Genomic DNA, 26,805 nt, shown 5'->3' on the forward strand with positions numbered 1-26,805 from the left:
ATGACGCCGGCCAGGCCGGACCTGTCCACCTCGCCGTCCCCACGCGCGGAGGGAGAGCCGCGAGACGCCCGTGCCGGACGCCTCGCGGCGCTCGCGCCGCCCCTGTTCGTCGTGCTCTGGAGCAGCGCGTTCATCGCGGGCATCCCGGGCGTCAAGGTGGCGCCGCCGCTGCTGCTGATGTTCGCCCGGTTCGCCGTGGCCGGGGCGCTGCTCTCCGGGTACGCCCTGCTCACCCGCGCGCCCTGGCCAAGGGGCCGGGCCCTGGCGCACATCGCGGTGTCCGGCCTGCTGATCCAGGCCGTCCAGTTCGGCGCCTTCTACTCCGCCCTGGGCCTGGGCTTCCCCGCCGCCGTCGTCTCCCTGGTCCAGGGGCTCAACCCCGTCGTCATCGCGCTGGCCGCGCGGTTCGTCGGCGAGAGCGTCAGCGGGCGGCAGTGGATCGGCTTCCTCCTGGGCGCGTCCGGGGTGGTGCTCGCGGTCGCCGGGCGGGTGAGCCTGTCGGCCTGGGGCGTGGTGCTGTGCCTGGCGGGGCTGGCCGGGTTGAGCGCCGGCACGCTCTACCAGAAGCGCTTCGTGCGCGGCATGGATCTGCGCACCGGCACGGCGGTGCAGTTGCTCGTCAGCGCTCCGGCCGTCGGGCTGGCCTGCCTCGTGGCGGAGCAACCCCGCGTGTCGGACTGGCCGACGTTCGGCGGCTCCGTGGCGTGGATGGTGCTGGTGAACTCGATCGCGGCGTTCATCCTGCTCAACAGGATGCTGCTCCGCTCGTCCGCCAGCCGGGTGAGCACGGTGTTCTTCCTGACCCCCTCGGTGACGGCCCTGCTGGCCTGGCTGCTCGCGGGCCAGACGCTGGACCCGCTCGCCCTCGCCGGCCTGGCCCTCGGCGGCGTCGGGGTCCTGCTCGCCGGCGCCGCCTCCGGCACGCGCGGCCGGACGTCACGCGGGCGCTCGCCTTCGTGACGTCCGGGTGGGGCGGTGGTGTCGCGGCCGGTTGTCGGTGAGGATGGACGTGTGTCCGCGCGGCTGTCCTGGTTGGCTCCGGTACGACGCTCGCGCAGGGTTCCGGCCGGGGTGGCGATCGTCCTGGTGGTGCTGGGCGTCGTCGCGACCGCCGTCTCGCTGGACGCGCCGTCCGACGGCACCATCGTGCGGCTGGGCTGGTCGATGGGGCGCCTCGACGGTGTCGTGGTGGACGTGCCGGCCGCGCCCTCGGGGCCCGGGCTGCGGACCGGGGACGTGGTGGTCGCCGTCGCGGGCCGGCGCCTGGCCGACGGACTCGGCGCCGTCTCCCGTCCCGGCCTGGGCGCGAGCATCCCGTACGGCGTGGCCGGCGCGGACGCGGTCGTGGCGGTGCGCGTCGACCGGCCCGATCCGTACCCGCTGCTCGTGCAGGGCTGGGGCGATCTCGTGTTCGTCCTCACGCTGGCGGGGCTGGCGGCCGCGCTGTACCTGCGCCGGCCCGAGGCGCCCGCGACGGCCCCGCTGCTCGTGCTCGCGGCCGGGCTGCTGGGCAGCACGCTCACCGTCACCGCCGGGCTGCCCGTCCTCGCGCTGGCCACCGGCGGCCCCCAGCTCTGGCTGTTCCACATCAACGCGATCGTGTCGTACTCCATCGCCTGGGGGGCGTTCCTGGCCTTCGTGCTCGCGTTCACGGCCCGCCGGCCGCTGTCGCCCCGTACCCGGACGACGATCGCCGTCGCCTACGCCGCGCCCCTGGCCGTGATGGCCGCGTGGAGCGGGGTCGCGGCGCTGGCGGCGCCTGACGCGCTGCGGTGGCTCGGCCTGCTGCACAGCGGTCAGACGGCGGTGGTGGCGCTGGCCCTGGTGGCCGGGACGGTCTGGGGCGCGATCAGCTATCGCGGCAACCCGGACCCGCTGATGCGCGGGCGGATGCGCTGGATGCTGGGCGGCGGCGCGGTCTCGGCCGTGCTCGGCGTCGCCGGCTGGCACCTCCCGCAACTCGTCACGGCGACGCAACCGCTGCCGTGGGGCGCGCTCGGCCTGACGGGAGTGCCGTTCGTGGCCGGGATCGGGGTCGCGCTGCGCCGCCACCGCCTGTTCGACGTCGAGAGGCTGGCCAACCGCTCGCTGGTGTACGCCACCGTGGTCGCGATCCTGGTCGCCGGGTACACGGCCGTGGTCGCGCTCCTGGTCAGCGTGCTGCGGCTGTCGGGCAGCGTGGCCGCCGCGCTCGCCGCGGCCGGCGCGGCGCTGGCGCTGGCGCCGCTGCGCAACGCTGCGCAGAGCACCGTCAACCGGGTGATGTACGGCGACCGCCACGACCCGGAGGGAGCGCTGACCCGCCTGGGAACACGGCTGCAGGCGGTGCTGCTGCCCGCCGAGATGCTGCCGGCGATCGTGGAGACCGTGGCCCGGTCGTTACGCGTGCCGTACGTGGCGATCGACCTGGTGGACGACGCGGGCGAGCGCCACCCGGCGGCCCGGCACGGTGTCGCGGCGGGCGAGGTGCACGCCGAGCCGCTGCGCCACCACGGGACGCTCGTCGGGCTGCTGCTGGTCTCGGCGCGCGGCTCGGACGACCCGCTCGACCCCATCGACCTCAGCCTGATCGCCTCGCTGGCGCGGCAGGTGGGCAGCGCGGTGCAGGCGGTACGGCTGCACGACGACCTGGCCCGTTCCCGCGCCGAGGTGGTGGCCTCCCGGGAGGACGAACGCCGCCGGCTGCGCCGCGACCTGCACGACGGGCTGGGGCCGACGCTGGCCGCGATCGGGCTCAAGGCCGCGCTGGCGGCCCGCGCCGTACCGGATGACTCGGCGGCGCGTCCGCTGCTGAGCGAGATATCCGCGGAGGCGAGCGCGTCGCTGACCGACATCCGGCGCCTGGTCGAGGCGCTGCGCCCGCCCGCGCTGGACGAGCTGGGCCTCGTCGGTGCGGTACGCTCCCGAGCCGCGGCGCTGGCGGGCGCGATGCGGATCGAGGTCGTCGGCGAGGACGGCCTGCCGCCGCTGCCCGCCGCGGTCGAGACGGCGGCGTACCGGATCGCCGTCGAGGCGATCACCAACGCGGTCCGGCACAGCGGCGCGACCGGCTGCACCGCCGAGATCGCGCTGACGGCCGGCGGGGTCGAGGTGACGGTACGCGACGACGGGCGCGGGCTCGATCCCGAGCGGGCGCCCGGGGTGGGGCTGCGTTCCATGCGGGAGCGGGCCGCCGAGGTCGGCGGGGAATGGTCGATATGCTCCCTGCCCGAGGGAGGCACCTGTGTGCGCGCCTTCCTGCCGGCGGATCTGGGCGAGTCTGGGAGGGCACGATGATCCGGCTGATCCTCGCCGACGACCACCCCGTGTTCGTGTCGGGCCTGCGGGCCCTGCTCGACTCCGAGGAGGACATGACGGTGCTCGCCGTCGCCGTGACCGGCGAGGAGGCGCTGCGCGCGGCGATCGAGCACCGGCCCGACGTCGCGGTCCTCGACGTCAACATGCCCGGCGGCGACGGGCTCACCGTCACCTCCCGGATGAGGGCCGCCGCTCTGCCCACGCGTGCGCTGATCCTGACGATGTACGACGACGACGAGAACGTCCTGGCCGCCCTGCGGGCCGGCGCCCACGGTTACGCGCTCAAGGGCGCGGGCCCCGAGGAGATCACGGCCACGGTCCGCGCGGTCGCCCGCGGCGAGGCCGTCTTCGGCGCCGGCGTGGCGACGCGGCTGCTCGCGCACTTCTCCAAGGCCGTCGTGGCTTCCCCCTTCCCGCAGCTCACCGAGCGAGAACACGAGGTGCTCGGACTGGTCGCGCGGGGCCTGGACAACACGGCGATCGCGCGGCGCCTCGGCGTGAGCGCCAAGACCGTGCGCAACCACGTCTCGAACGTGCTGACCAAGTTGCAGCTCGCCGACCGGCCCGCGGCGATCGTACGGGCCCGCGAGGCGGGGCTCGGCGGAGCGCCCGAATCCTCCTGAAGCCCTCTCGCCCGTGGACGATTTCCCGGGGCGACCGGGACCCGTGACCCATGACGACGGGACACGGCCCCGCGCACCCTGAGGGTGACCGAACGACGAGCCACCGTCGGGAAAGGAGCACCCCATGCGCGGGACTCGAAGGATGCTGGGCGCCGTATCGACCGCCGCGGCCCTGATCACGGGGCTGACCTTCACCACCACCGGAACCGCCCACGCGCAGGATGCCGCCGACCTGCCCACCAAGACCTTCACCTTCGGAACGGGGCGGGCGGGCGACTGCACGATGTTCTCGGGCGCGCAATGGATCCTGCGCGCCGACGGCAGGGCGAAGTTCACCGGCAGGGTCACCAGCAGTGACGACGACGACGCCTGGCTGATGTGGGCGAAGATCAAGGACGCGGACGGCGCCGTGCTCGGCTGGCTGAGGAACTCCCACGCCAACCCCACGAACAGGACCAAGTTCGTGATGAACATGCCCAGCCACCGCGACTCGTACCGGTGGGACCTCGACTACGACGACGCGGAGTTCAGCCCCCGCCTGTTCCCGCTCATCGAGCACATGGCGCTGAGCAGCCACTGCTGAGCCCGCGCCGCCGGCCCTGACGACGGACATGCGAGCGCAGGCGCTCGGCGGGCTGGGGCTGCTGGCCTCGGCGCTGCTCTGCCTCGCCGGGACCCTGACCGCGTCCGCCGAGGTGATGTGGGGGGCGGGCGCATGGGCCGGCGCGGCGGCGACCGCGACGGTGTACCGCGACGTCGCGCGGCACGCGGGGCGGGGGCGGGCCGCCGTCGCACTGGCCCTGCTCGGAGTGGTCGCCTCGGCGTGGATGATCGCGGCGACGCTGCGGGTCGCCGGCGGGGGGCGGGTCGCGGCGCAGTCCGTCCCGCGGCTCGCCCTGGCCTGTGCCGCCGCCGCCGGCATCGCGCTGCTGGCGTACGGGCTCGCCCGCGCCGGACTGGTCCGGCCGGCGGCTGGAGCCGTCATCGCGTTCGCCGCCCTGCTCGGCCCGCTCACCGGCGATCCGGGAGCCCCCTACCTCCTGGGCGCCGGGCCCCTCGGAGCCGCCCTGCTCGCCGGCGCGATCCGGGCACGCATCCCCGCACGGCGGTCGCGGGACGGCCCGGCCGGGGACCCGCCCCCATGAACGACCCGATCCCTACGATCCGGAAGGAAAGACCGTCATGACCAACCCGAACTTCTCGTCGTGGCAGAGCCAGCAGAACGCCGCCCGGAACGCGGCCGGATCGGCCCAGTGGGCGCGCCAGTCCACCCAGGAGTCGGCGCGGCTGGCGCGCCGGTCCGGCCGCTCCGGCTTCGCCGGCAACCTGATCGCGCTGCTGGTCGTCATCGCCGTCCTCGTCGTCGCCGCGCCGTTCGTGCTGGAGATCATCGCCCGCGCCGGCTTCTGAGGCGTCTCAAGGGCCGCCCGGCCGGGCGGCCCTCACCGAGACGGTCGATCAGCGGCCGAACCTCAGCGTGACCAGCTCGAACGGGCGCAGCGACACCGCGACGGACCCGTCGGTCAGCTCCGGCGCCGTCGTGCCGTCGAGCGGACGCTCCAGCAGGTCGGTCACGGCGACGCCGGTGGCCGCGAAGCCGGGCCGGACCCGGGTCCGGGCCCGGCCGCCCCGCGACTCGTGGAAGCGGACGACCACGTCGCCGCTCCCGTCGTCGGCCAGCTTGACCGCGGTGATCACGACCGCGTCGTCGTCCACGGTGACCAGCGGCGCCACCTCGGCGTCGCCGGGCACCTCGCGTTCGGGCAGGTTGACGAACCAGCCCTCGCGCACCGCGTCGCCGATCGTCGCGCCCGGCAGCAGGGCGTGCGTGAACGTGTGCCTGCCCTGGTCGGTCTCGGGGTCGGGGAAGCGCGGGGCGCGCAGCAGCGACACCCGCAGGGTCGTGGTGGTGCCGCCGTCCTCGCGCACCGCGCGGGTGACGTCGTGGCCGTAGGTGGAGTCGGTGACCACGGCCACGCCCCAGCCGGGCTCCTCCAGGTGCACGAACTTGTGGTTGCACGCCTCGAACTTGGCCGCCTCCCAGCTCGTGTTGGTGTGGGTGGCGCGGTGGACGTGGCCGTACTGGCTCTCGGAGGCGTAGCGCTCGGCGCGCACGTCCAGCGGGAAGGCGAGCTTGAGGAACTTCTCCGTCTCGTGCCAGTCGACCTCGGTGCGGATGTCGATCCGCCCGCCCGTCAGCGTGAGCACCTGGCCGACCCGTGACGCGCCGAAGGAGCGGGTGATCCGGACCGAGCCCGGCGCGTCGCCGGCCGTCACCTCGTCGGCCTCGGTGAGGTCCACGACCGTGTTGCGGTAGAACTCGTCCACGTCCCAGGCGTCCCACATGTTCGGGAAGTCCTGGTGCAGTTGCAGCAGGTTGGCGGGCTGCCCCGGGGGCAGGCTCTCCCTGCCCGCGGCCCGGTCGTAGGCGGAGACGATCAGCCCCCGGCCGTCGATCTCCACCCGGAGCAGGTCGTCCTCCAGCACGAAACCGCCGCCGTCACGCTCGCTCCGCCGGACGCCGGGCGCGGTCGCGGCCGGCGCGGCGCCTCCGGCCGGCACGCCGTTGCGGGCGTGCGGGGCCGCGTTGAACACCAGCCGGCCGCCCGCCGAGCCGTCCCCGGCGAGCGCGCGCTGCGCCCCGGCGATGATCTCGGTCAGCTCCGCCGCCACGGCGGCATAGGTCTGCTCGGCCTCCCGGTGCACCCAGGCGATCGACGAGCCGGGCAGGATGTCGTGGAACTGGTGCAGCAGCACCGTCTTCCAGATCCGGTCGAGCCGCTCGTACGGGTACGGCGCGCCGGTCCGCACGGCGGCCGTGGCCGCCCACAGCTCGGCCTCGCGCAGCAGCGACTCGCTGCGCCGGTTGCCCTGCTTGGTCTTGGCCTGGCTGGTCAGCGTGGCCCGGTGCAGCTCCAGGTAGAGCTCGCCCACCCAGACCGGCGGATGCGGGTACTCGGCCTCGGCCTTGGCGAAGAAGGCGGCCGGCGTCTCCCAGGTGACCGTGGCCGAGCCCTCCAGGTCGCGCAGCCGGGCCGCCTTGGCCACCATCTCGCGCGTGGTGCCCCCGCCGCCGTCGCCCCATCCGGTCGGGGCCAGCGAGTGCCTGGCCACGCCCTTGTCCTTGAAGTTGCGCGCGGCGTGCGCGATCTCCTTGCCGCTCATCGAGCAGTTGTAGGTGTCGACCGGCGGGAAGTGCGTGAAGATCCGCGTGCCGTCCAGGCCCTCCCACAGGAACGTGTGGTGCGGGAAGCTGTTCGTCCTGCTCCAGGAGATCTTCTGGGTGAGCAGCCGCTTCGAGCCCGCCGCCTTGATGATCTGCGGCAGGCCCGCCGCGAACCCGAACGTGTCCGGCAGCCACACCTCCTCGTTGTCGACGCCGAACTCGTCGATGAAGAACCGCTTGCCGTGCACGAACTGCCTGGCCATCGCCTCCGAGCCGGGCATGTTGGTGTCGGACTCCACCCACATGCCGCCGGTCGGGACGAACCGCCCGCCCGCGACGGCCTTGGTCACCTTGGCCCACACCTCGGGCCGGTGCTCCTTGATCCACGCCCACTGCTGGGCCTGCGACATGGCGAAGACGAACTCCGGCTCGTCGGCCAGCAGCGCGGTCATGTTGGAGGCTGTGCGGGCCACCTTGCGCACGGTCTCGCGCAGCGGCCACAACCAGGCCGAGTCGATGTGCGCGTGCCCGACCGCGCTGATGCGGTGCGCCGACGGCGTGGCGGGGGCGGCGAGCACGCCGGTCAGCTCGGCGCGGGCCGTCGCGGCCGTGCCGTTGACGTCCTGCAGGTCGACGGCGTCCAGGGCGCGGCCGATCGCGCGCATCAGCTCCCAGCGGCGGCCGCTGTCGGCCGGCAGCTCCATCATCAGCTCGCCGGCCACCTCCAGGTCGATGACGAGCTGCCACACCGTCTCGTCGAAGACGGCCAGGTCCATGCGGGCCAGCCGGTACTGCGGCGCGCTGCCGGCCGTCTCCTTGTCGCCCAGCGTGGTGGGCAGGAACGGGTGGTAGTCGAGGATGACCGGGTTCGCGGCCGCCTCGATCCGCAGCTCGACCCGCTCGCCGCCGGCCACCGGCGCGCCGACGCGCACCCACTGGTTGCGCGGGTTGAGCCCCTTCACCGGCGTGCCGTCGGGCAGGTAGACCAGGCCCTCGCACTGGAAGCCCGGCATGTTCTGGTCGAAGCCGAGGTCGAGGATCGCCTCGACGGTCCGGCCCGCCCACTCCGCCGGGACCGTTCCCTTCACCGTGAACCAGCACGTCGCCCACGGCGCGCCCCACTCCGCGCCGACCGCGATGGGGGAGGGGGAGGCCGCCAGGCCCTCCGCCACCGGCACCGGCTCGCCGGGCGCGTGCCACACCGCCACCTCCAACGGCACGGACACGGGGTACACCGCGGGGCGGATCCGCTCGTCGAGCACCCGCTTGAGCCGGGATTCGACCAGTTCACGGTCGTCATGCATGGAGAGAGACTCCTCGTTCTCGTAACCGGTTCAGCCCTTGATCGCGCCCTGCGCGACGCCGCGGAAGAAGAAGCGCTGCAGCGAGGCGAACAGGAGCACGATGGGCAGGAAGGAGATCATGGTCCCGGCCGCGATGAGGCGGGGGTTGGCGCTGAAGGTCCCGTTGAGGTACTGCAGGCCGACGGTGAGCGTGAAGTTCTTCGGGTCGTTGAGCACGATGAGCGGCCACAGGAAGTCGTCCCACGCGCCGATGAACGCGAAGATCGTGATCACGCTCAGCATGCCCCGCACGTTCGGCAGCCCGAGCCGGATCAGCCGCTGCCAGGGCGTCGCCCCGTCGATGACCGCCGCCTCGTCCATCTCCTTGGGGATGGCCTGGAAGGCGGTGCGCATCAGCAGGACGTTCAGCATGCCGATCGCGCCCGGCAGGGCCACGCCCAGCAGCGTGTCGGCCAGGCCCATGCCGCGCACGGTGACGTACTGGGAGACGATCGTCACCTCGCCCGGCAGCACGAGCGTGGACAGGAACAGCACCAGGAGCAGCTTGGCGCCCCGGAACTCCAGCCTGGCCAGCGCGAACCCGGCCAGCGTCGCGCCCACCGCGTTGCCGCCCACCACGATGACCGCCACGATCACCGAGTTGAGCGCGTACGTCCACACCGGGATGGTGTCCGCGACCCGCGCGTAGTTCTCCAGCGTCGGCTGGAGGGGGATGAAACTCGGGGTCTGCGCGAAGACGTCCTCGTACGGCCCCTTCAGCGAGGTGGACAACTGCCACAGGAACGGCAGGACCGTGATCGCCAGCACGAACAGCAGCAGCGCGTACCGCAGCGCCAGCTCGCCCGGCCCGGTGGAGCCGAACCCGCCGCGGCGCCGGCGGCGGCCCTCGTGCCGCCCCGGCCGCGCCGCGATGACGGCGGCCGGCCGGACATCGGCCTCGCGCGTCTTCATGCCCGCCATGTCAGGCCGCCTTCCTGCTCAGGCGCGTCAGCAGGAGCATCGGGCCGATCGTGATGACGAAGAGCAGGATACTCAGCGCCGAGGCGTAACCGAAGTGCCCGTAGAAGCCCCGGCTGTAGAGCTGGATCAGCATGACCAGCGACATCGCCCGCCCGCCGGGGCCGCCCGTGCCGTTGGACAGCACGAACAGCTCCGAGAACACGCGCAGCGCCGAGACCGCCACCAGCACCGAGACCAGCAGCATCGTGTTGCGCACGCCGGGAACCGTCACGCTCCAGAAGCGGCGCACGGCGCCCGCCCCGTCCACGGCCGCGGCCTCGTGCAGGTCCCGCCGCACGTTCCCGAGCGCCGACAGATAGATGATCATGTAGTAGCCGAGGCCCTTCCACACCGTCAGCGTGATGGCGCTGAGGACCAGCAGCCAGCGGTCGGTCAGGAACGGCAGCGGCCCCTGCAGCACGCCCATCGCCTGCGCGAGCCCGTTGACCAGGCCCCGGTCGCTCAGCAGCCAGCTCCAGATCAGCGCGACCACGACGGCCGAGGCGACGACCGGCGTGTAGAAGGCGGTGCGGAAGAACGTGATGCCGGGGATCTTCTTCTCCACCAGCACCGCCAGCAGCAGCGGCAGCAGGGTGAGCACCGGCAGGCAGACCAGCATGAAGACGACGCTGTTGAGCAGCGCGTCGACGAGCTGGTCGTCGTCGAGCATGCGGCCGAAGTTGTCCAGGCCGGTGAAGTGCCCGCCGCTCAGCGGCTTGGCGTTGGTGAACGCCAGCACCAGCGTGTTCAGCGAGGGCCAGACGTTGAAGACGAACAGCCACAGCGCGGCGGGCGCCACCAGCAGCCAGGGGGTGATCCGGCGGCGGAGGGCGCCCTGCGCGGGGAGAACGGGGGCGGTCACTGGTTGAGCAGCTCGTTGCACTTGGCGGCCGCGGCGTCCAGCGCCTCCTTGGCGGAGACGTCGCCGTTGAGCGCGAGCGCGATCTGCTGGCGGATGAACTTGCTCATCGCGTCGGTCACCTCGACGGGCTGGAGCATCTTCGCCGTGGCGAGCGACTTGAACGCGATGACCTTGGCGTCGCCGCCGTTGGTGCCGTCGCTCTGGGTGAAGAACGGGTCGCCGGCCGAGGCCTTGGTGCTCGGGAAGACGCTGACCTCGTGCGCGAAGGCCGCCTGGTTCTCGGGGCTGGTCACCCAGCGGGCCAGCGCGATCGCCGCGGCCGGGTTCTTGGACTTCTTCGACACCGACAGGCCCTGTACGTACAGCGGCGGGGTTCCCATCGCGGGCGACGGCACCACCTTGGGCGCGAGGGAGGGGTTGTCGGTCTTGACGGCGATGATGTGGTTGGCGCCGGCCGTCGTCCAGGCCACGGTGCCCTCGTTGAACAGCTTGGTGTTGCCCGCGTAGGTGTCGGTCAGCACGTCGCGCGGCAGCAGGCCCTCCTTGAAGGCGGCCCGGTACTTGTCGATCACCGCGGCGGCCTCGGGGGTGTTGAAGACGAAGCTCTTGCCGTCGTCGGACAGGATCTTCACGCCCGCCTGGGCCAGGTCGCCCAGCTCGGGGCGGCGGCTCATGAGGTAGACCTTGCCGCCGGACTTCTCCTTGAAGATCCGGGCCTGCGCGACCAGCTCGTCGAACGTCGTCGGCGGTTTGGCCGGGTCGAGCCCGTTCTTCTTCATCAGCTCGGAGTTCCAGTAGTTGACGTCCGTGTTGAGGTACCACGGGTAGCCGTAGGTGCCGGTGTGGCCGCGGAACTTGTAGGCGTCGAGGCCGCCGGCGACGTACTCCTCGGCGAGCTTGGGGTCGGCCGCGGCGACGTCGAGCAGCATGTCCTGCAGGGCCAGCGGCCGGGCGAAGTCCGGCGGCAGGTTGACGACGTCCGGCAGGGTCCCGGAGGAGGCCTGGTTGAGCACCTTCTCGGAGTAGGCGTCCGGCGGCTGGTCGAGCCATTCGACCTTCGTGCCCGGGTACTTCTTCTCGAAGGCGGTGATGACGCCCTCCATGTACGCCGTGAACTTGGGCTTCAGCGCCCAGGTCTGCAGGCTGACGTTGCCCTTCACCTCACCCGTGGCAGCCCCGCTCGGAGCCGGCGCCGCCTCCGGGTCGGCCCCGCCGAGCCCGCAGCCCGAGACGACCATGGCGGCTGCGACCGCCAGCCCCGTCCAGTACCTACGCATGGCGCTCTCCTTGGTTACTAAATCGCTCTAGTTGCGGGACTATTCACCTGGCTAGACTCGTGTGTCAATAGCTGAGACGGATTCGTGAAGGAGCAGTGGTGCGCCGACCGACGATCACCGACATCGCCGAACGCGTCGGGGTTTCCAAGGGCGCGGTGTCCTTCGCGCTCAACGGCCGCCCCGGGGTCGGCGAGGCCACCCGCGCGCGAATCCTGCAGGTCGCGAAGGAGATGAACTGGCGGCCGCACAGCGCCGCCCGCGCGCTGGGCGGGGCGCGCGCGGAGGCCGTGGGGCTGGTCATCGCCCGGCCCGCCAGCGCCCTGGGCGTGGAGCCGTTCTTCGCCCAGTTACTGTCCGGCCTGCAGGCCGGGCTGTCGGCCCAGTCCGTGGCGCTGCAGCTGCTGATCGTGGAGGACGCCGAGGCCGAGATGGAGATCTACCGCGACTGGACCTCCGCGCACCGGGTGGACGGGTTCGTCATGGTGGACCTCATGGTCCGCGACCCGCGCATCGCGGTGCTGGAGGAGCTGGGCGTGCCCGCCGTGGTCCTGGGCGGCCCCGGCAAGCACGGGACCCTGTCGAGCGTGTGGGCCGACGACCGCGAGGCGATGCTGTCGATCGTGGACTACCTGGCCGCGCTCGGCCACCGCAGGATCGCGCACGTCGCGGGCCTGCCGGCCTTCCGGCACACCCAGCGGCGCACCCGCGCGCTGCGCGACCGCGCCGCGCGGCTCGCGCTGGAGGAGGCGGTGTCCGTGCACACCGACTTCAGCGACTCCGAGGGCGCCGCCGCGACGCGGGCGCTGCTGTCGCGCCCGCACCGGCCGACGGCCATCGTCTATGACAGCGACGTGATGGCGCTGGCCGGGCTGGGGGTGGCCGGCGAGATGGGGGTGAAGGTCCCCGACGAGGTGTCCATCGTGGCCTTCGACGACTCGGTGCTCACCCGGATCGCGCACCCCGCGATCACCGCGCTCTCCCGCGACACCTTCGCCTTCGGCAAGCGGCTGGCCGAGGTGATGCTGGCGGTCGTCGCCGATCCGGAGCAGCGCAGGGACGTCAAGACCGAGACTCCCCGGCTGACCGTCCGCGAGAGCACGGCGCCTCCGGCCGCCTGGCCGGGCGACCAGAACGGCTAGAAGGCCCGGCCGGAACGGCTGGAACGCCGACCTGGCAGGGCGGCCGGAACCGCTGTGGCGCCGACTTGGCAGGGCGACTAAAACGCTTTAGGCTCCGCCGGGAGATCGTACGACCCTCGGAGGACGCGTGCCCCTGCCCGACCCCATCCGCTACGGCGCCAACTACGTGCCCTCCGCCGGCTGGTTCCACAGCTGGCTCGACCTGTCGCTCGACGCCGTCCGCCGCGACTTCGAGGACCTGGCCTCGATCGGCCTGGACCACGTGCGCGTGTTCCCGATCTGGCCGTGGATCCAGCCCAACCCGGCGCTGATCCGCGAGCGCGGCGTGGACGACCTGCTGGCGCTGATCGACGTCGCGGCCGAGTTCGACCTGTCCGTCGCCGTGGACCTGCTCCAGGGGCACCTGTCCAGCTTCGACTTCCTGCCGTCGTGGGTGCTCACCTGGCACCGGCGCAGCCTGTTCACCGACCGCGGGGCGCGCGACGCCATCGCCGCCTACGCCGACCGGCTCGCCCGCGCCGTCGCCACCCGCGGCAACGTGTTCGCCGTCACGCTCGGCAACGAGGTCAACAACCTCTACCCCAGCAACGCCACCACGCCCGAGGCGTCCCGGGCGTGGGCCGCCGAGCTGATCGACGTCGTGCGCTCGGCCGCGCCCGGCCTGCTCGCGCTCCACTCGCTGTACGACGCCACGTGGTACGACCCGCAGCACCCGTTCCACCCCGCCGACAACGTGGACCTGGGCGACCTGAGCACGGTCCACTCCTGGGTGTTCAACGGCGTCTCCGCGATCGACGGCCCGCTCGGCCCCGCCACCGTCTCGCACGCCGACTACCTGGTCGAGCTGGCCGCGGCCACCTCCACCGACCCGGCCAGGCCCGTCTGGCTGCAGGAGATCGGAGTGCCCCAGCCGGACGTGCCCGAGGCCGACGCCACCGAGTTCGTCCGCCGCACCCTCGACACGGTGACCGCCAACCCCGCCCTGTGGGGCGTCACCTGGTGGTGCTCCCACGACCTCGATCGTTCCCTCGCCGACTTCCCGGAGCGGGAGTACGAGCTGGGCCTGTTCACCGTGGACCACCGTCCCAAGCCGGCGGCCAAGGAACTCGCCGCGGTCATCGGCGAGCGCCGCCGCCGTACCGAGGAGCGGCGTCCCGCCCTGCGGTGCGACGGGGACCTGCGGACCGAGCCGGAGCGCCGGGCCGAGGTCGCGCCCGGCAGCGCCTTCCACGCCGCGTGGGTGCGGCAGCGCGAGACCGGGCCGCTGGCCATCGTCGCCGGCGACCGCGCCGACGACCCCGGCCACCTCACGGCCCGGGGGATCGGCACCGTCCGCGCCCACGGTTGAGAGGCGCCGGAACGCCGGCGCCGCCGGCCACGTTCACCGCAGAAGGGAAACCCGTGTCAGTCGCCATCGTCTCCGTGGAGTCCACGGACCTGTTCACGGGCACCGAGGACGCCCCGCGCCAGGTGCTGCGCGTGACGCTCGACGGCCCGCCCGCGCGGGTCGCCGTCACCGCCCGGGCGTGGCGGGGGAGGCCGAGGGATCGGGCTCGGTCGAGGTGCCGCTGGAGATCGCCGACCCGGTCCCGGGAGCCGAGCTGCCGGTCGTGGTGACGGCGGGCGAGGCGCGCGCCGAGGCCGTGGTCGTCGTGGCCGAGCCCGGCTGGACGATGTTCATGGTCTCGCACTTCCACTACGACCCGGTGTGGTGGAACACACAGGCGGCCTACACCTCGCCCTGGGAGCTGCTGTCCGGGGACGCCACCACCCGCCCGCTGTGGGAGCGCAACGGCTTCGCCCTGGTGGACGCGCACCTGGACCTGGCGCTGCGCGACCCGGTCTACAAGTTCGTGCTGGCCGAGATCGACTACCTCAAGCCGTACTTCGACACGCACCCCGAACGCCGGGCCGACCTGCGGCTGCTGATGGGGCGCGGGCAGGTCGAGCTGGTCGGCGGGACGTACAACGAGCCCAACACCAACCTGACCGGGGCCGAGGTCACGATCAGGAACATCGTGTACGGCATCGGCTACCAGCGCGACATCCTGGGCGGGCAGCCGGCGACGGCGTGGCAGCTCGACGCGTTCGGGCACGACCCGCAGTTCCCCGGCTACCTCGCGGCGGCGGGGCTGACCGGGAGCGCGTGGGCGCGCGGGCCGTTCCACCAGTGGGGGCCGATCCAGAAGAACTTCCGCGCGGCCAAGGACGACGCCCGCGTCATGCAGTTCCCGAGCGAGTTCGAGTGGATCGCCCCGTCGGGGCTCGGGGTGCTGACGCACTTCATGCCGCACCACTACTCGGCCGGCTGGTGGATGGACTCCTCCGCCGACCTGGCCACCGCCGAGAACGCCGTGTACGAGCTGTACCGCAAGCTCAAGCCGGTCGGGGCGACGAGGAACCTGCTGCTGCCGGTCGGAACCGACTACACCCCGCCGAACAAGTGGGTCACCGAGATCCACCGCTCCTGGAACACCCGCTACGTCTGGCCGCGCTTCGTCTGCGCCACCCCGCGCGACTTCCTCGACGCGGTCCGGGCCGAGCTGGCGGCCACCGGGCGGCGCCCCAGCCCGCAGACCCGCGACATGAACCCGATCTACACGGGCAAGGACGTCTCCTACATCGACACCAAGCAGGCGCAGCGGGCGGGCGAGGTGGCCGCCGTGGACGCCGAGAAGCTCGCCACCCTCGCCGCGCTCGAAGGGCTCGGGACCTACCCCGAGGCCGCGCTGGACAAGGTGTGGCGCCAGCTCGCCTACGGGGCGCACCACGACGCGATCGATCACCGGCAGCGAGTCCGACCAGGTCTACCTGGACCTGCTGTCCGGCTGGCGCGAGGCGTACGACCTGGCGGCCGCCGTGCGCGACGTCTCGCTCGAAGCGCTCGTCGCCCGCGTGGACACCGGCGGCGAGGGCCTGGCCGTCGTCGTCGCGAACACGCTGTCGTTCGACCGGTCGGCGCCCGTGGCCGTCCGGCTGCCCGCCGGGCTCGACGGCGGACGGGTGCTCGACGACACCGGCGCGCGGGTGCCGAGCGTCGTGGACCGCGGGACGCTGCGCTTCCTGGCCGAGGACGTGCCCGCGACGGGCTGGCGCACCTGGCGCCTCCTGCCCGGCCCGCCGGAGCCCGCCTGGGTCCCCGTTCCCGGCGTGAGCGTCGAGAACGGCCGCTACCGCGTCACCGCCGACCCGCAGCGCGGCGGCTGCCTGTCCGGCGTCTTCGACAAGAAGGCCGGGCGCGGGCTGCTGCGACCGGGATGCGTCGGCAACGAGCTGCGCGTCTACGAGGAGTACCCGGCCCACCCGGACTTCGGCGAGGGCCCCTGGCACCTGGTGCCCAAGGGCCCGGTCGTCGGCGCGGCGCGGGGCGCCGCCCTGGTGCGCCGCGAGAGCTGCCCGCTCGGCGAACGCCTGGTGATCACCGGGACGGTGGACGGCATCGGCTACGAGCAGACCGTCACGCTCTGGGACGGCGTGGACCGGGTGGAGCTCGCCACCCGGGTCCTCGACTACGGCGGGGCGGACCGGCTGCTGCGGGTGAGCTTCCCCGCCGACCTGCCCGGCGCGCTCCCGGTGAGCGAGGTGGCCGGGGCCGTGGTCGGGCGCGGGTTCGCCCTGCCCGACGTGGACGCCGCCGAGGCGCCGTGGACGCTCGACAACCCCGCCAACACGTGGTTCGGCCTGGGCTCCACCGCGCGCGTCACGCTCACCGGCCCCGACGGCCGCGCCGTGGGGGAGCGGGCGCTCGGCGTGGCCGAGGTGGTCGTGCCCGCCCCCGACGACGCCGCCGGCGTCCGCGACCTGCTCGTCGCGCTGGTCAGGGCCGGGGTCACCGCGACCACGGCGAGCGCCGACTGGTCCCGGTACGGCTGGCTCGACGTCGACTCCAACCTCCCCGACTTCCGCATCATGATCGGCGGGCCGCGGGAGAACGACGCGGTCCGCGAGCTGCTGGAGCGCGCGGGCACGGCGTACGCGGAGGTCCTGGAGCGGGACGGGCGCGTCTGGGTGCCGGCCGCGCGGCCGCTGCGCGAGGTCTGGCGCCCCAACGCCGACCTGCGTGACCTGCTCGCGCTGCCCACCCTGGTCACCACCGACCCCGCCGCGCTGACCGCCGACCTCGCCGACGCCCGCGTGAGCGCCGCCTGCCCGGGCGAGGTGCCGGAGTCCGAGCTGCTCACCGACCACACCGTCGCGCTGCTCACCTACGGCCTGCCGGGGTTCGCCGTCGATCCGGCCGGGACGCTGCACCTGTCGCTGCTGCGCTCGTGCACCGGCTGGCCGTCCGGCGTGTGGATCGACCCGCCCCGCCGCACCCTGCCCGACGGCGCGGGCTTCCAGCTCATGCACGGAACCCACGAGTTCCGTTACGCGCTGGTCTCGGGCGAGGGCGACTGGCGCGCGCTGACGCTGCCCGCCCGGGGGCAGGAGTTCAACCACCCGCTGTACGCCGTGACCGCCGAGCCGCACCCCGGCCCGCTGCCGCCGACGCGGTCGTACCTGAAGGCCGAGCCCGCCCGCGAGGTGCTGGTCGGCACCGTCAAGCCGGCCGGCAACCCGACCGCGCACGGATCGGCCGCCGCCCCGGATCCGGCCTCCGGCGTGAGCGTGCGCCTGATGGAGTCCACCGGCCTCGGCCGCGACGCCGTCCTGTCGGGCGCGCTCGCCCTCACCGAGGCGTGCCGCGCCGACCTGCTCGAACGGCGCGGCGAACCCGTCCGGGACGCCGTCGCGCTGACCGGCGCCGAGGTCGCCACCGTGATCGCCGTGCCCGGCCTGCCGCCGGGCGGCCCGTCGCGCGGCGGGCCGGTGCTGGGGCCGGCGGCCGAGGCGGCGCAGCCGGTGCACGCCCGGTACTGGCTGCACAACCGGGGGCCGGCGCCGATGGGCTACCTGCCGGTGAGCGTCACGGCCGGGCCGGGACTGGTGCGGACCGGGGGAGAGCCGGCCGAGGTGTCGGTGGTGCTCTCCTCGCACCTGCTCGACGCGGACGTGGAGGGGTCCGTGGAGTTCCTCGTCCCCGACGGCTGGACGGCGAGCATCGGGCGGCGGCCGTACCGGCTGGCGGCGGGCGGGCATCTGCGGTTCCCGGTGACGGTGACCCCGCCCGCGGGCGTGGGTCCCGGGATGTACTTCGCCGCCGCCCGGCTCCGGCACGACGGCCAGACCGTCGAGGACGTGGTCACGATCGCCGTCGGCGACCCGCCCGGCGTGCTGCCCGTGCCCGGCGACGTCCCCGAGGACTGGACGGCCGCGCAGGGCAGCAAGGACAACCCCGGCCGCGACACCGGCCTGTCGGTGGACGTGACCACGCGGTCGGTGCGCGTCGCTCCCGGCGGGCGCGCCGTGCTCGGGGTGGAGCTGCGCAACCGCACGTGCGGGGAGATCCGGGGCGAGCTGCAGCTCGTCTCGCCCTGGGGGACCTGGGAGCTGGTCGCCGAGCCGGTTCGCGGGTTCGCCCTCGCGGCGGGGGAGAGCGCCGTCGCCGAGTTCGAGGTGTCCGCGCCGCGCGACGCCGCCCCGGCCTCCTCGTGGGCCCTGGCCAAGGTCATGTGGTTCGGCCGCTGCCAGTACGCCCCGACCGTCGAACTGGTGGTGACCCCGTGACGAGCGGTCGCCACGCACGGCGCCCGATCTCCGGGGCCGTCGCTGCCGAAGCTCACCGGCACGGGCACGCGATCCCCGGGTACGCGCCCGTCACCGGGGAGCCCGTCGCGCCCGGCGTGGGCCCGGTGCTCGGCTGGCTCGACGGCGACCCGCTCCCGCGTACCGAGCTGGACCGGCGGCTCGCCGCGCTGCGGGCCGGTCCCCGGGCGGCGGCGCTGCCCGCGCCGGGGACGGCCGAGGACCGGCAGCTCACGCGCTGGGTGGCCCAGGTCGTGCTCACCGAGGAGCTGTGCGCCGCCGAGGCGGCCGCCCGCGGGCTGGACCCGGGGGACGCCCCGCCCGTCCGGCTCGACCAGCGGGCCGCCGTCGAGCTGGGCTCCATCGCGGCGGCGGCCTACGAGGGCAGCGCCGCCGTCCGCGCCGTGTACGAGGCCGTCACCGCCGACGTCGCCGTCACCCGGGAGGAGGCGGACGCCTACCGGGAGTCGGCGGCCCGGCCGCCCGCCGGGCCGGTCTGGCGGCTGCGCACACCGGACGGCGCGTTCGACGCCGAGCCGGGTTCGCTGCCGGCGGACCTGGCCGAGGCGCTGGGCTCCGCCGTACCGGGTCAGACCGTGACGGCCGGCCCCTGGACCGCCACCCTCGTCGCCCGCCGTGACCCGGACCCGGACCCGCCCGTCCCTGTCGGGGGCCTCCTCGACGCCGCGCGCCGGCTGGCGTTCGTGCGCTGGCTCGACCACGCGCGCGCCCACCGGCTGCGGCTGGTGCCGGGACTCGAACATCCCGGCGACCCCGCCCAGCCCGACAACCACCACCGCCACTGATGCGGCGGAGCCGGTCACCCGATGCGCTTCGCCTTCTCCGCCGTCCTGCGGAACTGCTTGCCGTCCCACGTGTAGGTCTGCTCGACGATCAGGTCGGGGCAGCACCGGGGGGCCTTGTCGCTGAGCGCCTTGCCCCGCAGGTGCACGGTCCCGCCCTGGATCCCGACCTTCAGGGACGTGAAGTAGCGGTTCGTGCCGAGCTTGCCGAGCAGGCGCGGGGCCGAGGGCTTGGCGGCTCCGTCGTAGACGAAGGCGATCGAGGGGTTGCTGGACGTCGGGCTCGGGCACGACGACACGACGACGGTCTCCCGCCTGCCGTCGCGGGTGAGGTCGCCGACGGCCGCCACGCGGGCGCGCACGACGTTCCAGGAGGCGTGCGACCCCGCTTGGGGGCAGTGCAGAGCCGGCTTCACCACGGCCGCCCAGTCCACCCGGTCCAGCCGGCGGGCGGCGTTCGCCGCGCTGTCCGCGGTGGCCGCGTCGGCGACGCCTCCGCCGAGGACGAGCGTCAGGCAGGCGGCCAGGGAGGCGGCGCCGGTCCGGGCCGCGTATCGGCGGGCTCGGGAGTGGTTCGTGGGCTCGATGAGTGACGTCATAGTCAGTGGGACGCGGGAAACCGCGAAGATGTTGTGCCGTCGGAAGGTGAGGAAAATGACACAGATGGTGGACTACGGCCTCGACCTGTCCGGTGTCGAGCATGACCTCGCCCTGCCCGACCTGGTGGCGGAGGGAGACGAGCTCGACGCCCTGGTGTCGGCGGAGGACGACTGGACCAGGCCCACCCCGGCGGCGGGCTGGACGATCGCCCACCAGATCGCCCACCTGGCCGCGGCCGACGCGAACGTCCTCATCGCCATCCGGACCCCGGACGAGTTCGACGCCGTGCTGAAGCGGGCCGAAGCCGCGGGCAGCCGGCGCGCAGATCTCGACGCCGCCGCCGGGGCGGCGAGACCGCGGTCGGCCCTGCTGGAAGATTGGCGTGCCGGCCGAGCCGAGGTGGCGGCGGCGCTCCGTGACGTTCCCTTGGATCACGGGTTCCCGTGGTACGGCTCGCAGGTGACCGCGGCGCTCATGGTGCCGCTGCGGCTGATGGAGACCTGGGCTCACGGGCAGGACATCTACGACACCCTGGGGGTCCCGCACCGTCCGACGGGCCGGCTCCGGCATGTGGCCGCGCTGGGGGTGGTGGGACGAGAGCTGTCCTTCCACGCCGCCCAGTCGCCTCTTCCGGCGGAGCCGTTCCGGGTCGAGCTGACCGGCCCCGACGGCGAGACCTGGGCATGGGGACCGGAAGACGCCGCGCAACGGGTGCGGGGGAGTGCCCTCGACTTCTGCCTTCGCGTCACCCGGCGCAGGTCCCTGGCCGAGACCGGCCTCACGGCGGTCGGCGAGGACGCGCGGAAGTGGCTTGAGATCGCCCGCGTCTTCCTCTGACCTTCCTGGGCCTCACCGGCGCCCACCGCTACCACCGCGGGCGGTGGGCGCCGGTGGCGTCAGGCGGAGGCGCGCACGAAGTCGCTGACCGGCTGCGGGGTGATCTGCGGGTACCGGGCGTTGTCCAGGGTGTCGAACTTGCCCTTGCCGGTGACCATGCACCACTGGTACTGCAGGGCCACGTAGTCGAACGGGTTCTGGGTGAGGGCCGCCCGGCGGGCGATCTCGGCGCGCAGGTCGTCGGCGGTGCCGAGATGCCGCAGCTCCAGCTCCCGGCCGGAACCGCGCTGGACCGCCTGGTGGAACTGCCGGAAGGAGACGACCTCGCCGGCGAACCGGAACGTGCCGCTGGCCTCCGGGTCGAGGGCGACCGCGGCGGTGTAGGCCGCGGTGTCGGCCACCGAGGTCAGGTCGAGCGGCTGGTCGGGGTCGCCCCAGTGCGACAGTGTCCCGCGTTCCCAGTCGACGATCCCCATGAAGCCGACCATGACCTCGTAGAAGGCGCCGTTGAGCACGGAGACCACATCGAGGCTCGTGTCGCCGTAGACGGCGGCGGCCCGGCGACGCCAGTCGATCATGAAGTTGTCGCCGTCGTCCAGCTTGGTCACGTCGATGGCGAAGTCGGAGGGGATGAGGCGCGTGGCACCGGCCTTCTCGGCGGCCCGCGCCAGGTTGGCCTGGCCGTCCACGATCACCTCAGGGCCGCCCTGCACGGCCGAGATCACCGTGGTGGCGTCGCCCACGGCCTCGGCCAGCCGTTCGATCGGGTCGGTGATGTCGCCCTCGACCACCTCCAGTCCGCGCGCTCGCAGGGCCGCGAGCGCGGTCCTCCTCTCCTCGTCCGCGCCCGGCCGGACCAGGGCCCGGACGGCGGCGCCCCGGTCGAGCAGGGCTCCGGCGATACGGCCGCCGAGCAGGCCGGTGGCTCCGGCCAGGAAGATCTTCGATGACATGTCGTTCCTCTCCAAGGTGGGCTGAGGCGTTCAGGGGATGAGCAGGGTCTTGCCGACGGTGCCGCGCGCCTCGACGGCGGCGTGCGCGTCGGCCGCCCGCTCCAGCGGGAAGCGGCGGCCGATCACGGGCGTGAGGTGGCCGCGGACGGCCAGGCCGAGAACCTCGGTGACCAGGTCGTGCGCCAGGGCGGGCCGGTTCCAGAGGAGGCCCGAGCTGAATCCGGTGAGGGTCAGGCCCCGGCCCAGCAGCTCCATGGGCCGGACGTCCAGCGGCCTGCCGCTGGAGAGGCCGAACACGACCTGGCGTCCGGAGCCGGGCGTGAGGAGATCGAGCGACGCCCGCCCCGGCTCGCCGCCGACGTGGTCGAAGACCACCTCGACGGAGCCGCCCACGGCACGGCGGACAAGATCCGGCCAGCCGGGCAGCGAGTAGTCGACCGCGTGATCGGCCCCCAGCTCCCGGACGAGGGCCAGTTTGTGCTCGCCGCGCGCGGCACCGACCACCGTCGCGCCGGCTCGCTTGAGCACCTGCACCAGTACCATGCCGACGGCGCCCGCGGCGGCCAGCACCAGCACGCGATCGCCGGCGGTGACCCGAGCGGCCCGGACGAGGCCCTGGGCGGTGGCGCCGTACCGGTAGAGGGCGACCGCGTCCTCCAGGTCGAGGCCGGCCGGGACCGGGATGAGGCTGTCGGCGGGTACGGCGGCCGCTTCCGCGTAGCCGCCGGTGCCCTGCGTGCTGGCCAGGACCCGCGTCCCGACCAGCCCGGGGTCGCCGCCGGGGCCGACCTCGGCGACCCGGCCCGCGATCTCCTTCCCGAGGACCACCGGCAGAGGCGCTCCGCCCAGCGCCGAGCGCATCGCCCCCGAGCGGATCTGGGTTTCCAGGAACTGGACGCCGATCGCGGCGACCCGTACCGTGACCTGGCCCTCTCCGGGTCGCGGCTCGGGAACGTCCGCGACGCGCAGGCGATCCGGCGGACCGAATTCGGGCAGCACAACAGAACGCATGTGATCCCACTCCAAAGGATCGAGATGAGGTCGGCGAGAAGCGACGACGGGCAGGAGGAGACCCCCGCCCGTCGCGCGGGCACGGTGGCGTGTGCGTGTGCCGGTCCGTGGGCCGGCACACGATCAGGGAGCTACTGCGGGGTCCTCTTGATGGCCTCGGCGAAGGCGCCCAGCCCGTCGGCCAGGTGCTCGATCTCGGCGGGGTCCCAGTCGGACAGCAGCGCGGCGACGGCGGCCGTACGCGCCTTCCACAGCTCGCGGATGGCCAGCTTCCCCTCCCGGGTGACGCTCACGAGCTGCGCCCTGGCGTCCGCCGGGTCGGGCCGCCGCTCGATGAACCCCCGTGCCTCCAGGCGCTTGGCGGGGGGCGAGAGGGTGGACTTGTCCACCTCCATCAGCTCGGCCAGCACCGAGAGCCGCACCGGCGCGTGCAGGGAGACCTGAGCGAGCAGGGTGTAGTCACCCAGCGACAGCTCCAGCCCCGACGACGCCATGATCCGGCGACGCGTGGACGGCGCGAACATCCAGTTGCCGACCGTGGCCAGCGCCGCGGCCACCCGATCGGCGGCCTCCCGGCCCGAGTCATGCGCCATGATCCGCCACCCTGCATATAGTTGGTTTGGCAAAACCAACTATATGCCCCGGCTCTGTCCCATGCAAGTGCATGGATCTGTCGTCGCCCGCCGCGTCCTGCGGACGGGGGAGAGGCCCGCCGCCCAGCTCGCCGGCTGCACGGGAGCATGCCCGGGGACGCGCGGGAGGGATCAGCGAGCTGCCTGATCGTGAGCCGGGCGGCGGCTGCCCGCCCGGCGGGGCCGGAGGTCGGCGAGCACGGCCTGGGCCGCGCGCCGGCCGGAGACCAGGGCACCCTGGAGGGAGCCGGTGTCGCGGTGGTCGCCGCACACGTACAGCCCGGCGCGCAGGCGCACCGGCTTGCGCAGCGGGTGCGGCGGCGGCATCGCGGGCAGCGCCGCCGGGACCGGGTAGGTGGCCAGGTGCTCCCACCCGGAGGTGCTGCCGTAGATCTCGGTCAGGCGCCGGCGGACCGGGCCCTCGTCGGTCTCCAGGCCCAGGACCGACGTGGACACCAGCGCCCGCCCGTCGGGGGAGTAGTCCGGCGCCGCGTCCGTGACGACCAGGGTGTCGGTGATGGCCCCGGTGGCGTCGATGATCTGGATCGGCTCGCGCAGCGGGGAGCGGGGAGCGACGTGGTAAAAGGTGGTCACCGCGCGCATCGGCGGCACCTCGATCCCGCTCAGCAGGTCACCCGCCGTGGCGGGGTCGGCGGCCACCACCACGGCGGAGCCCTCGATGGTGGTGCCGTCCGCGAGCCGCACCCCGTCGGCCGCGACCTCGCTCACCCGGGCGCCGAGCGTGACGGCGCCCGGCGGCAGCCGGTCGGCCAGTTGGCGCGGGATCTGACCCATGCCGAGCGCGGGCAGGCCGATCGTGCCGCGCGCGAACGATCGCCAGAACAGGTGGAAGACCCGGCTTGAGGTCTCCAGGTCACGTTCCAGCAGCACACCGGCCAGGAAGGGACGTATCAGGCAGTCGATCATCTTGGGGGACATGCCCCACGCGCGCAGTTCCTCGTCGGTACGCCGCTCACGCCCGCCACGCAGCCGGGAACCGGGCAGGGCGAGGTCGCGTGCGGTGATCGCGGAGAGCACGGCGTTGTCGCGGAGCGTCCCGAGTCCGGCCAGCAGCCCGCTCAGGGCGTGCCGGGGATGCCGCCACGGCAGCATCACCCTGGCCCGGGCGGTGGTCCCCTGGACGATCAGCCCCGAGGCGAAGGGCCGCAGGTCGAGCGCGTCGATGTCGAGGACGCGGCGGGCCTCGGGGTAGGCGGTGTTGAACACCTGATAGCCGCGGTCCAGCCGGAAACCGGCGACGACGTCCGTGCGCACCCGGCCGCCGACGCCGTCGGACGCCTCCAGCACCCGCACCGGCACACCGGCCTCGTGCAGCCGCACCGCGCAGGCCAGCCCCGCCATCCCCGCTCCCACGACGATGACGGCATCACGCGTCCCCCGGCTCCTGTCCATGCCGGGGACCTACCCCCGCCCGCCCTGCTCAGACGCGTGCCCGAACCGCCGCCGCCTCCATCGTCCTCGACGCCCTCGCCCGACGGCGGATGTCATCTGTCGTACATGCCCCGTTGGTGGCGACTTCGCCTTTTTGATCTTTTGGCCATCCCGGCCCGTACCTAGATTGATCAGCCATGCGCATGTCAGCACTCGCCCTGGTGTTCGCCGTCGTGGCGGCGCTCTCCGCCGGGCTCGCGGCCGCCACCCCGGTGGTCGCCAACACCTTCGGCTTCTTCGTCTACCACCCCACCTGGTGCTGTCCGAAGACGGACAACCGCGACGTCTACTGGAACGGCTCCACCCTCACCAGCAACATGATCACCGCGGCCGACTACGGCATGGCCAACCTGGACTACCAGACCGACCTGCGGATCGGCGGCTACGACGACACCGCGGGCACGCACACCGACCTGGTGATGTTCGACGCCCGCTACGTCGACTACTGGGGCAAGGACTGGGACGGCTCCAGCACCGGCGTCAACATCACCGGCGCGACCAAGTGCGTCAGGGTGCTCGCCCAGATCGGCGGCGAGTACACGTGCGACCGCGCCGAGCTGCGCTTCGACCTGGCTGACATGAACACCACGACCATCCGCAGGAAGACGGCCTGCCACGAGATCGGGCACGCCATCGGCCTGGGGCACACCAACCTGACGTCCTGCATGAAGCAGGGCTCGTCCACCACCCAGACCTACAGCAGCCACGACCGCTCGCACGTCAACGGGGCGTGGTGACCGTGAAGAAGCGCCTCCCGCTGGTCCTCACCCTGGTCGCCGCCGTGGCGACCGGCACCTTCGCGGGCGCGTTCCTCAACAGCCCGCAGCCCTCCTTCTGGGCGCAGCTCCGCTACGGCGCGAGCGTGTCGGACGGGGAGTACCTGTTCGACTCGGTGGCCGACATCGTGCCCGGGGCCCCCGACTCCGGCGCCTTCAAGGCCGCCGGCGCGCTCGTCCAGGGCGCCGTCGTGGACATCGAGCCCGGCATCGCCTACGCCTCCGACGACGGGGAGAGCGGCTCGCGCGTCGTGGCCTACGACAGCGAGGAGGCCGCCATGCGCTACGCCAGCCTGGTGGTGCGCGTCGACAAGGTGCTGGCCGGGCGGCTCGGCCAGGGGTACGCCGACGGCAGGATCCGAATCCGGGTCGAGCAGCCGGCCACCACCACCCTCGCCGAGCTCAAGGAGTCCGTCGGTTCGGCGGGCACGGGCCTGATGTTCGTCCACAACCTGGCGGAACGGCAGCAGCTCCTCGGCCGCCCGGTGACCGACCCCGCCCAGCTCGCCTACGCCCGATCCGTCCACACGCCCATCGGCGAAGGTCTGTTCGTCGAGGAGTCGGCGGGCAGCCCGGTGGTCGCGCCGCTCATGGACGGTCAGCGCGCGGCGCAGCTCCTCGGGTACACCTTCGTCTCCGAGGACGACGAGGCGGAGCCGTCTCCCACGCCCGCCTGCGACGACCTCGATCCCTGCTACACGCCGACGGGCAAGCCCTCGGCCACGGCGACCTCGGTTCCCGTGGGCGGCGCCGAGCCGGCGAGCACCACCCCGCCGAGCCTGACGGCTCTGCGCTCGACGCTGGTCGCCGCGGCCTGCGCCGAGGGGACGGCGGCGGACTCCTCGTCCTGCTGAGCGCGGCTCGGCGGCGCTCGCGCCTGAGCCACGCTCAGGCGCGCTCGCGCTCGGCGCGCTGCCGGACCAGCTCCTCGACCGCGCTCGGCAGGGTCGTCTCGAAGTCGATCAGCTTCACCCAGGTCGGGGTCACCACGATCCGGACCATGCCGTCGTAGAGCGAGCGCACCTCCGCCTCCCACGCGACCCGCTGCTCGGGCGTCATCTCGTACGAGCCGTTCATCTGCAGGTACTCCTCCGGGATGCCGTCGACGACGTCCAGCTCGGCCCGGCCGCGGATCAGCAGGATCTTGGGCGGGTGCACCTCGGTGTCGATCGTCAGGGCGACCATCGGGTTCTGGCGCAGGGCAGGGAGCTTCGGGGCGTTCTTCGTCGTGCACATGACGATCTGGGAACCGTTCCAGGTGAACGCGATCGGGACGTTGCGGGGCGTGCCGTCCTTGGCCACGTACGCCAGCCGGGTCACGTCGCGCGCCAGCAGCTCCCGGCTGGTCGGCCGGTCCAGGATCTCGGTGATCTCGTTCGCTCGCACTGCCGTTCCTCCAGGGGTGTTGTCGTGATCTGCCCCAGGGACGTAGCCGCCGGAGCGTTCTCG

The 26,805-nt window shown here is 73.5% G+C and carries 24 protein-coding genes and 1 pseudogene; 14 read left to right on the forward strand and 11 right to left on the reverse strand.

The genetic code is table 11. From position 1 onward, the window contains the following. The 6 genes from HD595_RS38615 (at position 1) to HD595_RS38640 (ending at position 5,330) form a co-directional block, all read left to right on the forward strand. Positions 1-960 carry a DMT family transporter gene (locus HD595_RS38615; protein WP_253778047.1) on the forward strand — a complete coding sequence of 320 codons (960 nt, stop codon included), beginning with the start codon at positions 1-3 and terminating at the stop codon, positions 958-960. 51 nt (positions 961-1,011) lie between these two features. Beyond that, the gene (locus tag HD595_RS47010) at positions 1,012-3,276 is read left to right on the forward strand and encodes a sensor histidine kinase (protein WP_253778049.1); all 2,265 of its coding nucleotides are present in this window, start codon (positions 1,012-1,014) and stop codon (positions 3,274-3,276) included. Then, positions 3,273-3,920 carry a response regulator gene (locus HD595_RS38625; RefSeq protein ID WP_253778051.1) on the forward strand — a complete coding sequence of 216 codons (648 nt, stop codon included), beginning with the start codon at positions 3,273-3,275 and terminating at the stop codon, positions 3,918-3,920. Before HD595_RS47010 ends, HD595_RS38625 begins: the two co-directional genes overlap by 4 nt. A 124-nt stretch (positions 3,921-4,044) precedes the next feature. After that, on the forward strand, positions 4,045-4,503 hold the full coding sequence (locus tag HD595_RS38630; protein ID WP_253778053.1) for a DUF6294 family protein: 459 nt from the start codon (positions 4,045-4,047) through the stop codon (positions 4,501-4,503). A 28-nt stretch (positions 4,504-4,531) separates the two neighbouring features. Then, entirely contained in the window at positions 4,532-5,065 is a 534-nt protein-coding gene (locus HD595_RS38635) for a hypothetical protein (RefSeq protein WP_253778056.1), read from the forward strand. Positions 5,066-5,102: 37 nt separating this feature from the next. Then, positions 5,103-5,330, forward strand: coding sequence for a hypothetical protein (locus HD595_RS38640; RefSeq protein WP_253778058.1), 228 nt, complete (start codon positions 5,103-5,105; stop codon positions 5,328-5,330). Positions 5,331-5,378: 48 nt separating this feature from the next. Here the strand turns inward: HD595_RS38640 and HD595_RS38645 are convergent, their stop codons facing one another. Genes HD595_RS38645 through HD595_RS38660 form a run of 4 tightly spaced genes read right to left on the reverse strand, consistent with a single transcriptional unit; the run spans position 5,379 to position 11,528 of the window. Then, positions 5,379-8,390, reverse strand: a complete 3,012-nt coding sequence (locus tag HD595_RS38645; protein WP_253778059.1) for an alpha-mannosidase — start codon at positions 8,388-8,390, stop codon at positions 5,379-5,381. Between the two features lie 30 nt (positions 8,391-8,420). After that, the gene (locus HD595_RS38650) at positions 8,421-9,341 is read right to left on the reverse strand and encodes a carbohydrate ABC transporter permease (protein ID WP_253778061.1); all 921 of its coding nucleotides are present in this window, start codon (positions 9,339-9,341) and stop codon (positions 8,421-8,423) included. A 10-nt stretch (positions 9,342-9,351) separates the two neighbouring features. Further along, a complete protein-coding gene (locus HD595_RS38655) occupies positions 9,352-10,251 on the reverse strand; it encodes a carbohydrate ABC transporter permease (protein WP_253778063.1) in 900 nt (299 codons plus the stop codon). Next, positions 10,248-11,528 (reverse strand): ABC transporter substrate-binding protein, encoded by a 1,281-nt coding sequence (locus HD595_RS38660; RefSeq protein ID WP_253778065.1) that lies wholly within the window; start codon positions 11,526-11,528, stop codon positions 10,248-10,250. Before HD595_RS38660 ends, HD595_RS38655 begins: the two co-directional genes overlap by 4 nt. A gap of 98 nt (positions 11,529-11,626) precedes the next feature. On the opposite strand from HD595_RS38660, the gene HD595_RS38665 reads away from it, so the two are divergent. Both HD595_RS38665 and HD595_RS38670 read left to right on the forward strand, forming a co-directional pair. Continuing rightward, a complete protein-coding gene (locus HD595_RS38665) occupies positions 11,627-12,667 on the forward strand; it encodes a LacI family DNA-binding transcriptional regulator (protein WP_253778067.1) in 1,041 nt (346 codons plus the stop codon). 127 nt (positions 12,668-12,794) lie between these two features. Beyond that, complete coding sequence (locus tag HD595_RS38670) at positions 12,795-14,015, forward strand: glycoside hydrolase 5 family protein (protein WP_253778069.1); 1,221 nt, start codon at positions 12,795-12,797, stop codon at positions 14,013-14,015. Between the two features lie 165 nt (positions 14,016-14,180). On the opposite strand, the gene HD595_RS38675 is transcribed toward HD595_RS38670, so the two are convergent. Beyond that, on the reverse strand, positions 14,181-14,348 hold the full coding sequence (locus tag HD595_RS38675) for a hypothetical protein (protein WP_253778071.1): 168 nt from the start codon (positions 14,346-14,348) through the stop codon (positions 14,181-14,183). Here HD595_RS38675 and HD595_RS47015 point away from each other — a divergent pair. The 3 genes and pseudogenes from HD595_RS47015 to HD595_RS38690 form a co-directional block, all read left to right on the forward strand. Continuing rightward, a pseudogene (locus HD595_RS47015) lies at positions 14,347-15,174 on the forward strand (glycoside hydrolase family 38 N-terminal domain-containing protein); the annotation flags it as partial. The gene HD595_RS38675 and the pseudogene HD595_RS47015 sit on opposite strands and share 2 nt — an antisense overlap. Positions 15,175-15,526: 352 nt before the next feature. After that, the gene (locus tag HD595_RS47020) at positions 15,527-18,274 is read left to right on the forward strand and encodes an NEW3 domain-containing protein (protein ID WP_253778073.1); all 2,748 of its coding nucleotides are present in this window, start codon (positions 15,527-15,529) and stop codon (positions 18,272-18,274) included. Further along, positions 18,271-19,098, forward strand: coding sequence for a DUF7158 domain-containing protein (locus tag HD595_RS38690; RefSeq protein WP_253778075.1), 828 nt, complete (start codon positions 18,271-18,273; stop codon positions 19,096-19,098). The genes HD595_RS47020 and HD595_RS38690 overlap by 4 nt, the downstream gene beginning before the upstream one ends. A 14-nt stretch (positions 19,099-19,112) precedes the next feature. Here HD595_RS38690 and HD595_RS38695 read toward each other — a convergent pair whose 3' ends face one another. Next, positions 19,113-19,694, reverse strand: a complete 582-nt coding sequence (locus tag HD595_RS38695) for a hypothetical protein (RefSeq protein ID WP_253778076.1) — start codon at positions 19,692-19,694, stop codon at positions 19,113-19,115. A gap of 55 nt (positions 19,695-19,749) precedes the next feature. Here HD595_RS38695 and HD595_RS38700 point away from each other — a divergent pair, with 55 nt between their 5' ends. Continuing rightward, positions 19,750-20,532 carry a TIGR03084 family metal-binding protein gene (locus HD595_RS38700; protein WP_253778079.1) on the forward strand — a complete coding sequence of 261 codons (783 nt, stop codon included), beginning with the start codon at positions 19,750-19,752 and terminating at the stop codon, positions 20,530-20,532. A gap of 59 nt (positions 20,533-20,591) precedes the next feature. Here HD595_RS38700 and HD595_RS38705 read toward each other — a convergent pair whose 3' ends face one another. The 4 genes from HD595_RS38705 to HD595_RS38720 form a co-directional block, all read right to left on the reverse strand. Further along, positions 20,592-21,485 (reverse strand): NmrA family NAD(P)-binding protein, encoded by an 894-nt coding sequence (locus HD595_RS38705; protein ID WP_253778081.1) that lies wholly within the window; start codon positions 21,483-21,485, stop codon positions 20,592-20,594. Positions 21,486-21,515: 30 nt separating this feature from the next. Next, the gene (locus HD595_RS38710) at positions 21,516-22,496 is read right to left on the reverse strand and encodes a zinc-binding dehydrogenase (RefSeq protein WP_253778083.1); all 981 of its coding nucleotides are present in this window, start codon (positions 22,494-22,496) and stop codon (positions 21,516-21,518) included. A 131-nt stretch (positions 22,497-22,627) separates the two neighbouring features. After that, positions 22,628-23,089 carry a MarR family winged helix-turn-helix transcriptional regulator gene (locus HD595_RS38715; protein WP_253778091.1) on the reverse strand — a complete coding sequence of 154 codons (462 nt, stop codon included), beginning with the start codon at positions 23,087-23,089 and terminating at the stop codon, positions 22,628-22,630. A 171-nt stretch (positions 23,090-23,260) separates the two neighbouring features. Next, on the reverse strand, positions 23,261-24,541 hold the full coding sequence (locus HD595_RS38720; protein WP_253778093.1) for an NAD(P)/FAD-dependent oxidoreductase: 1,281 nt from the start codon (positions 24,539-24,541) through the stop codon (positions 23,261-23,263). A 176-nt stretch (positions 24,542-24,717) separates the two neighbouring features. Here HD595_RS38720 and HD595_RS38725 point away from each other — a divergent pair, with 176 nt between their 5' ends. Together HD595_RS38725 and HD595_RS38730 are read left to right on the forward strand one after the other, a co-directional pair. Beyond that, a complete protein-coding gene (locus HD595_RS38725) occupies positions 24,718-25,317 on the forward strand; it encodes a hypothetical protein (protein ID WP_253778095.1) in 600 nt (199 codons plus the stop codon). A gap of 2 nt (positions 25,318-25,319) precedes the next feature. Continuing rightward, the gene (locus HD595_RS38730) at positions 25,320-26,210 is read left to right on the forward strand and encodes a hypothetical protein (RefSeq protein WP_253778097.1); all 891 of its coding nucleotides are present in this window, start codon (positions 25,320-25,322) and stop codon (positions 26,208-26,210) included. A gap of 34 nt (positions 26,211-26,244) precedes the next feature. Here HD595_RS38730 and HD595_RS38735 read toward each other — a convergent pair whose 3' ends face one another. Continuing rightward, a complete protein-coding gene (locus HD595_RS38735) occupies positions 26,245-26,742 on the reverse strand; it encodes a pyridoxamine 5'-phosphate oxidase family protein (protein WP_253778099.1) in 498 nt (165 codons plus the stop codon). Positions 26,743-26,805 lie beyond the last annotated feature (63 nt).

Source organism: Nonomuraea roseoviolacea subsp. carminata, from assembly GCF_024172185.1.
Lineage (GTDB): Bacteria > Actinomycetota > Actinomycetes > Streptosporangiales > Streptosporangiaceae > Nonomuraea > Nonomuraea roseoviolacea.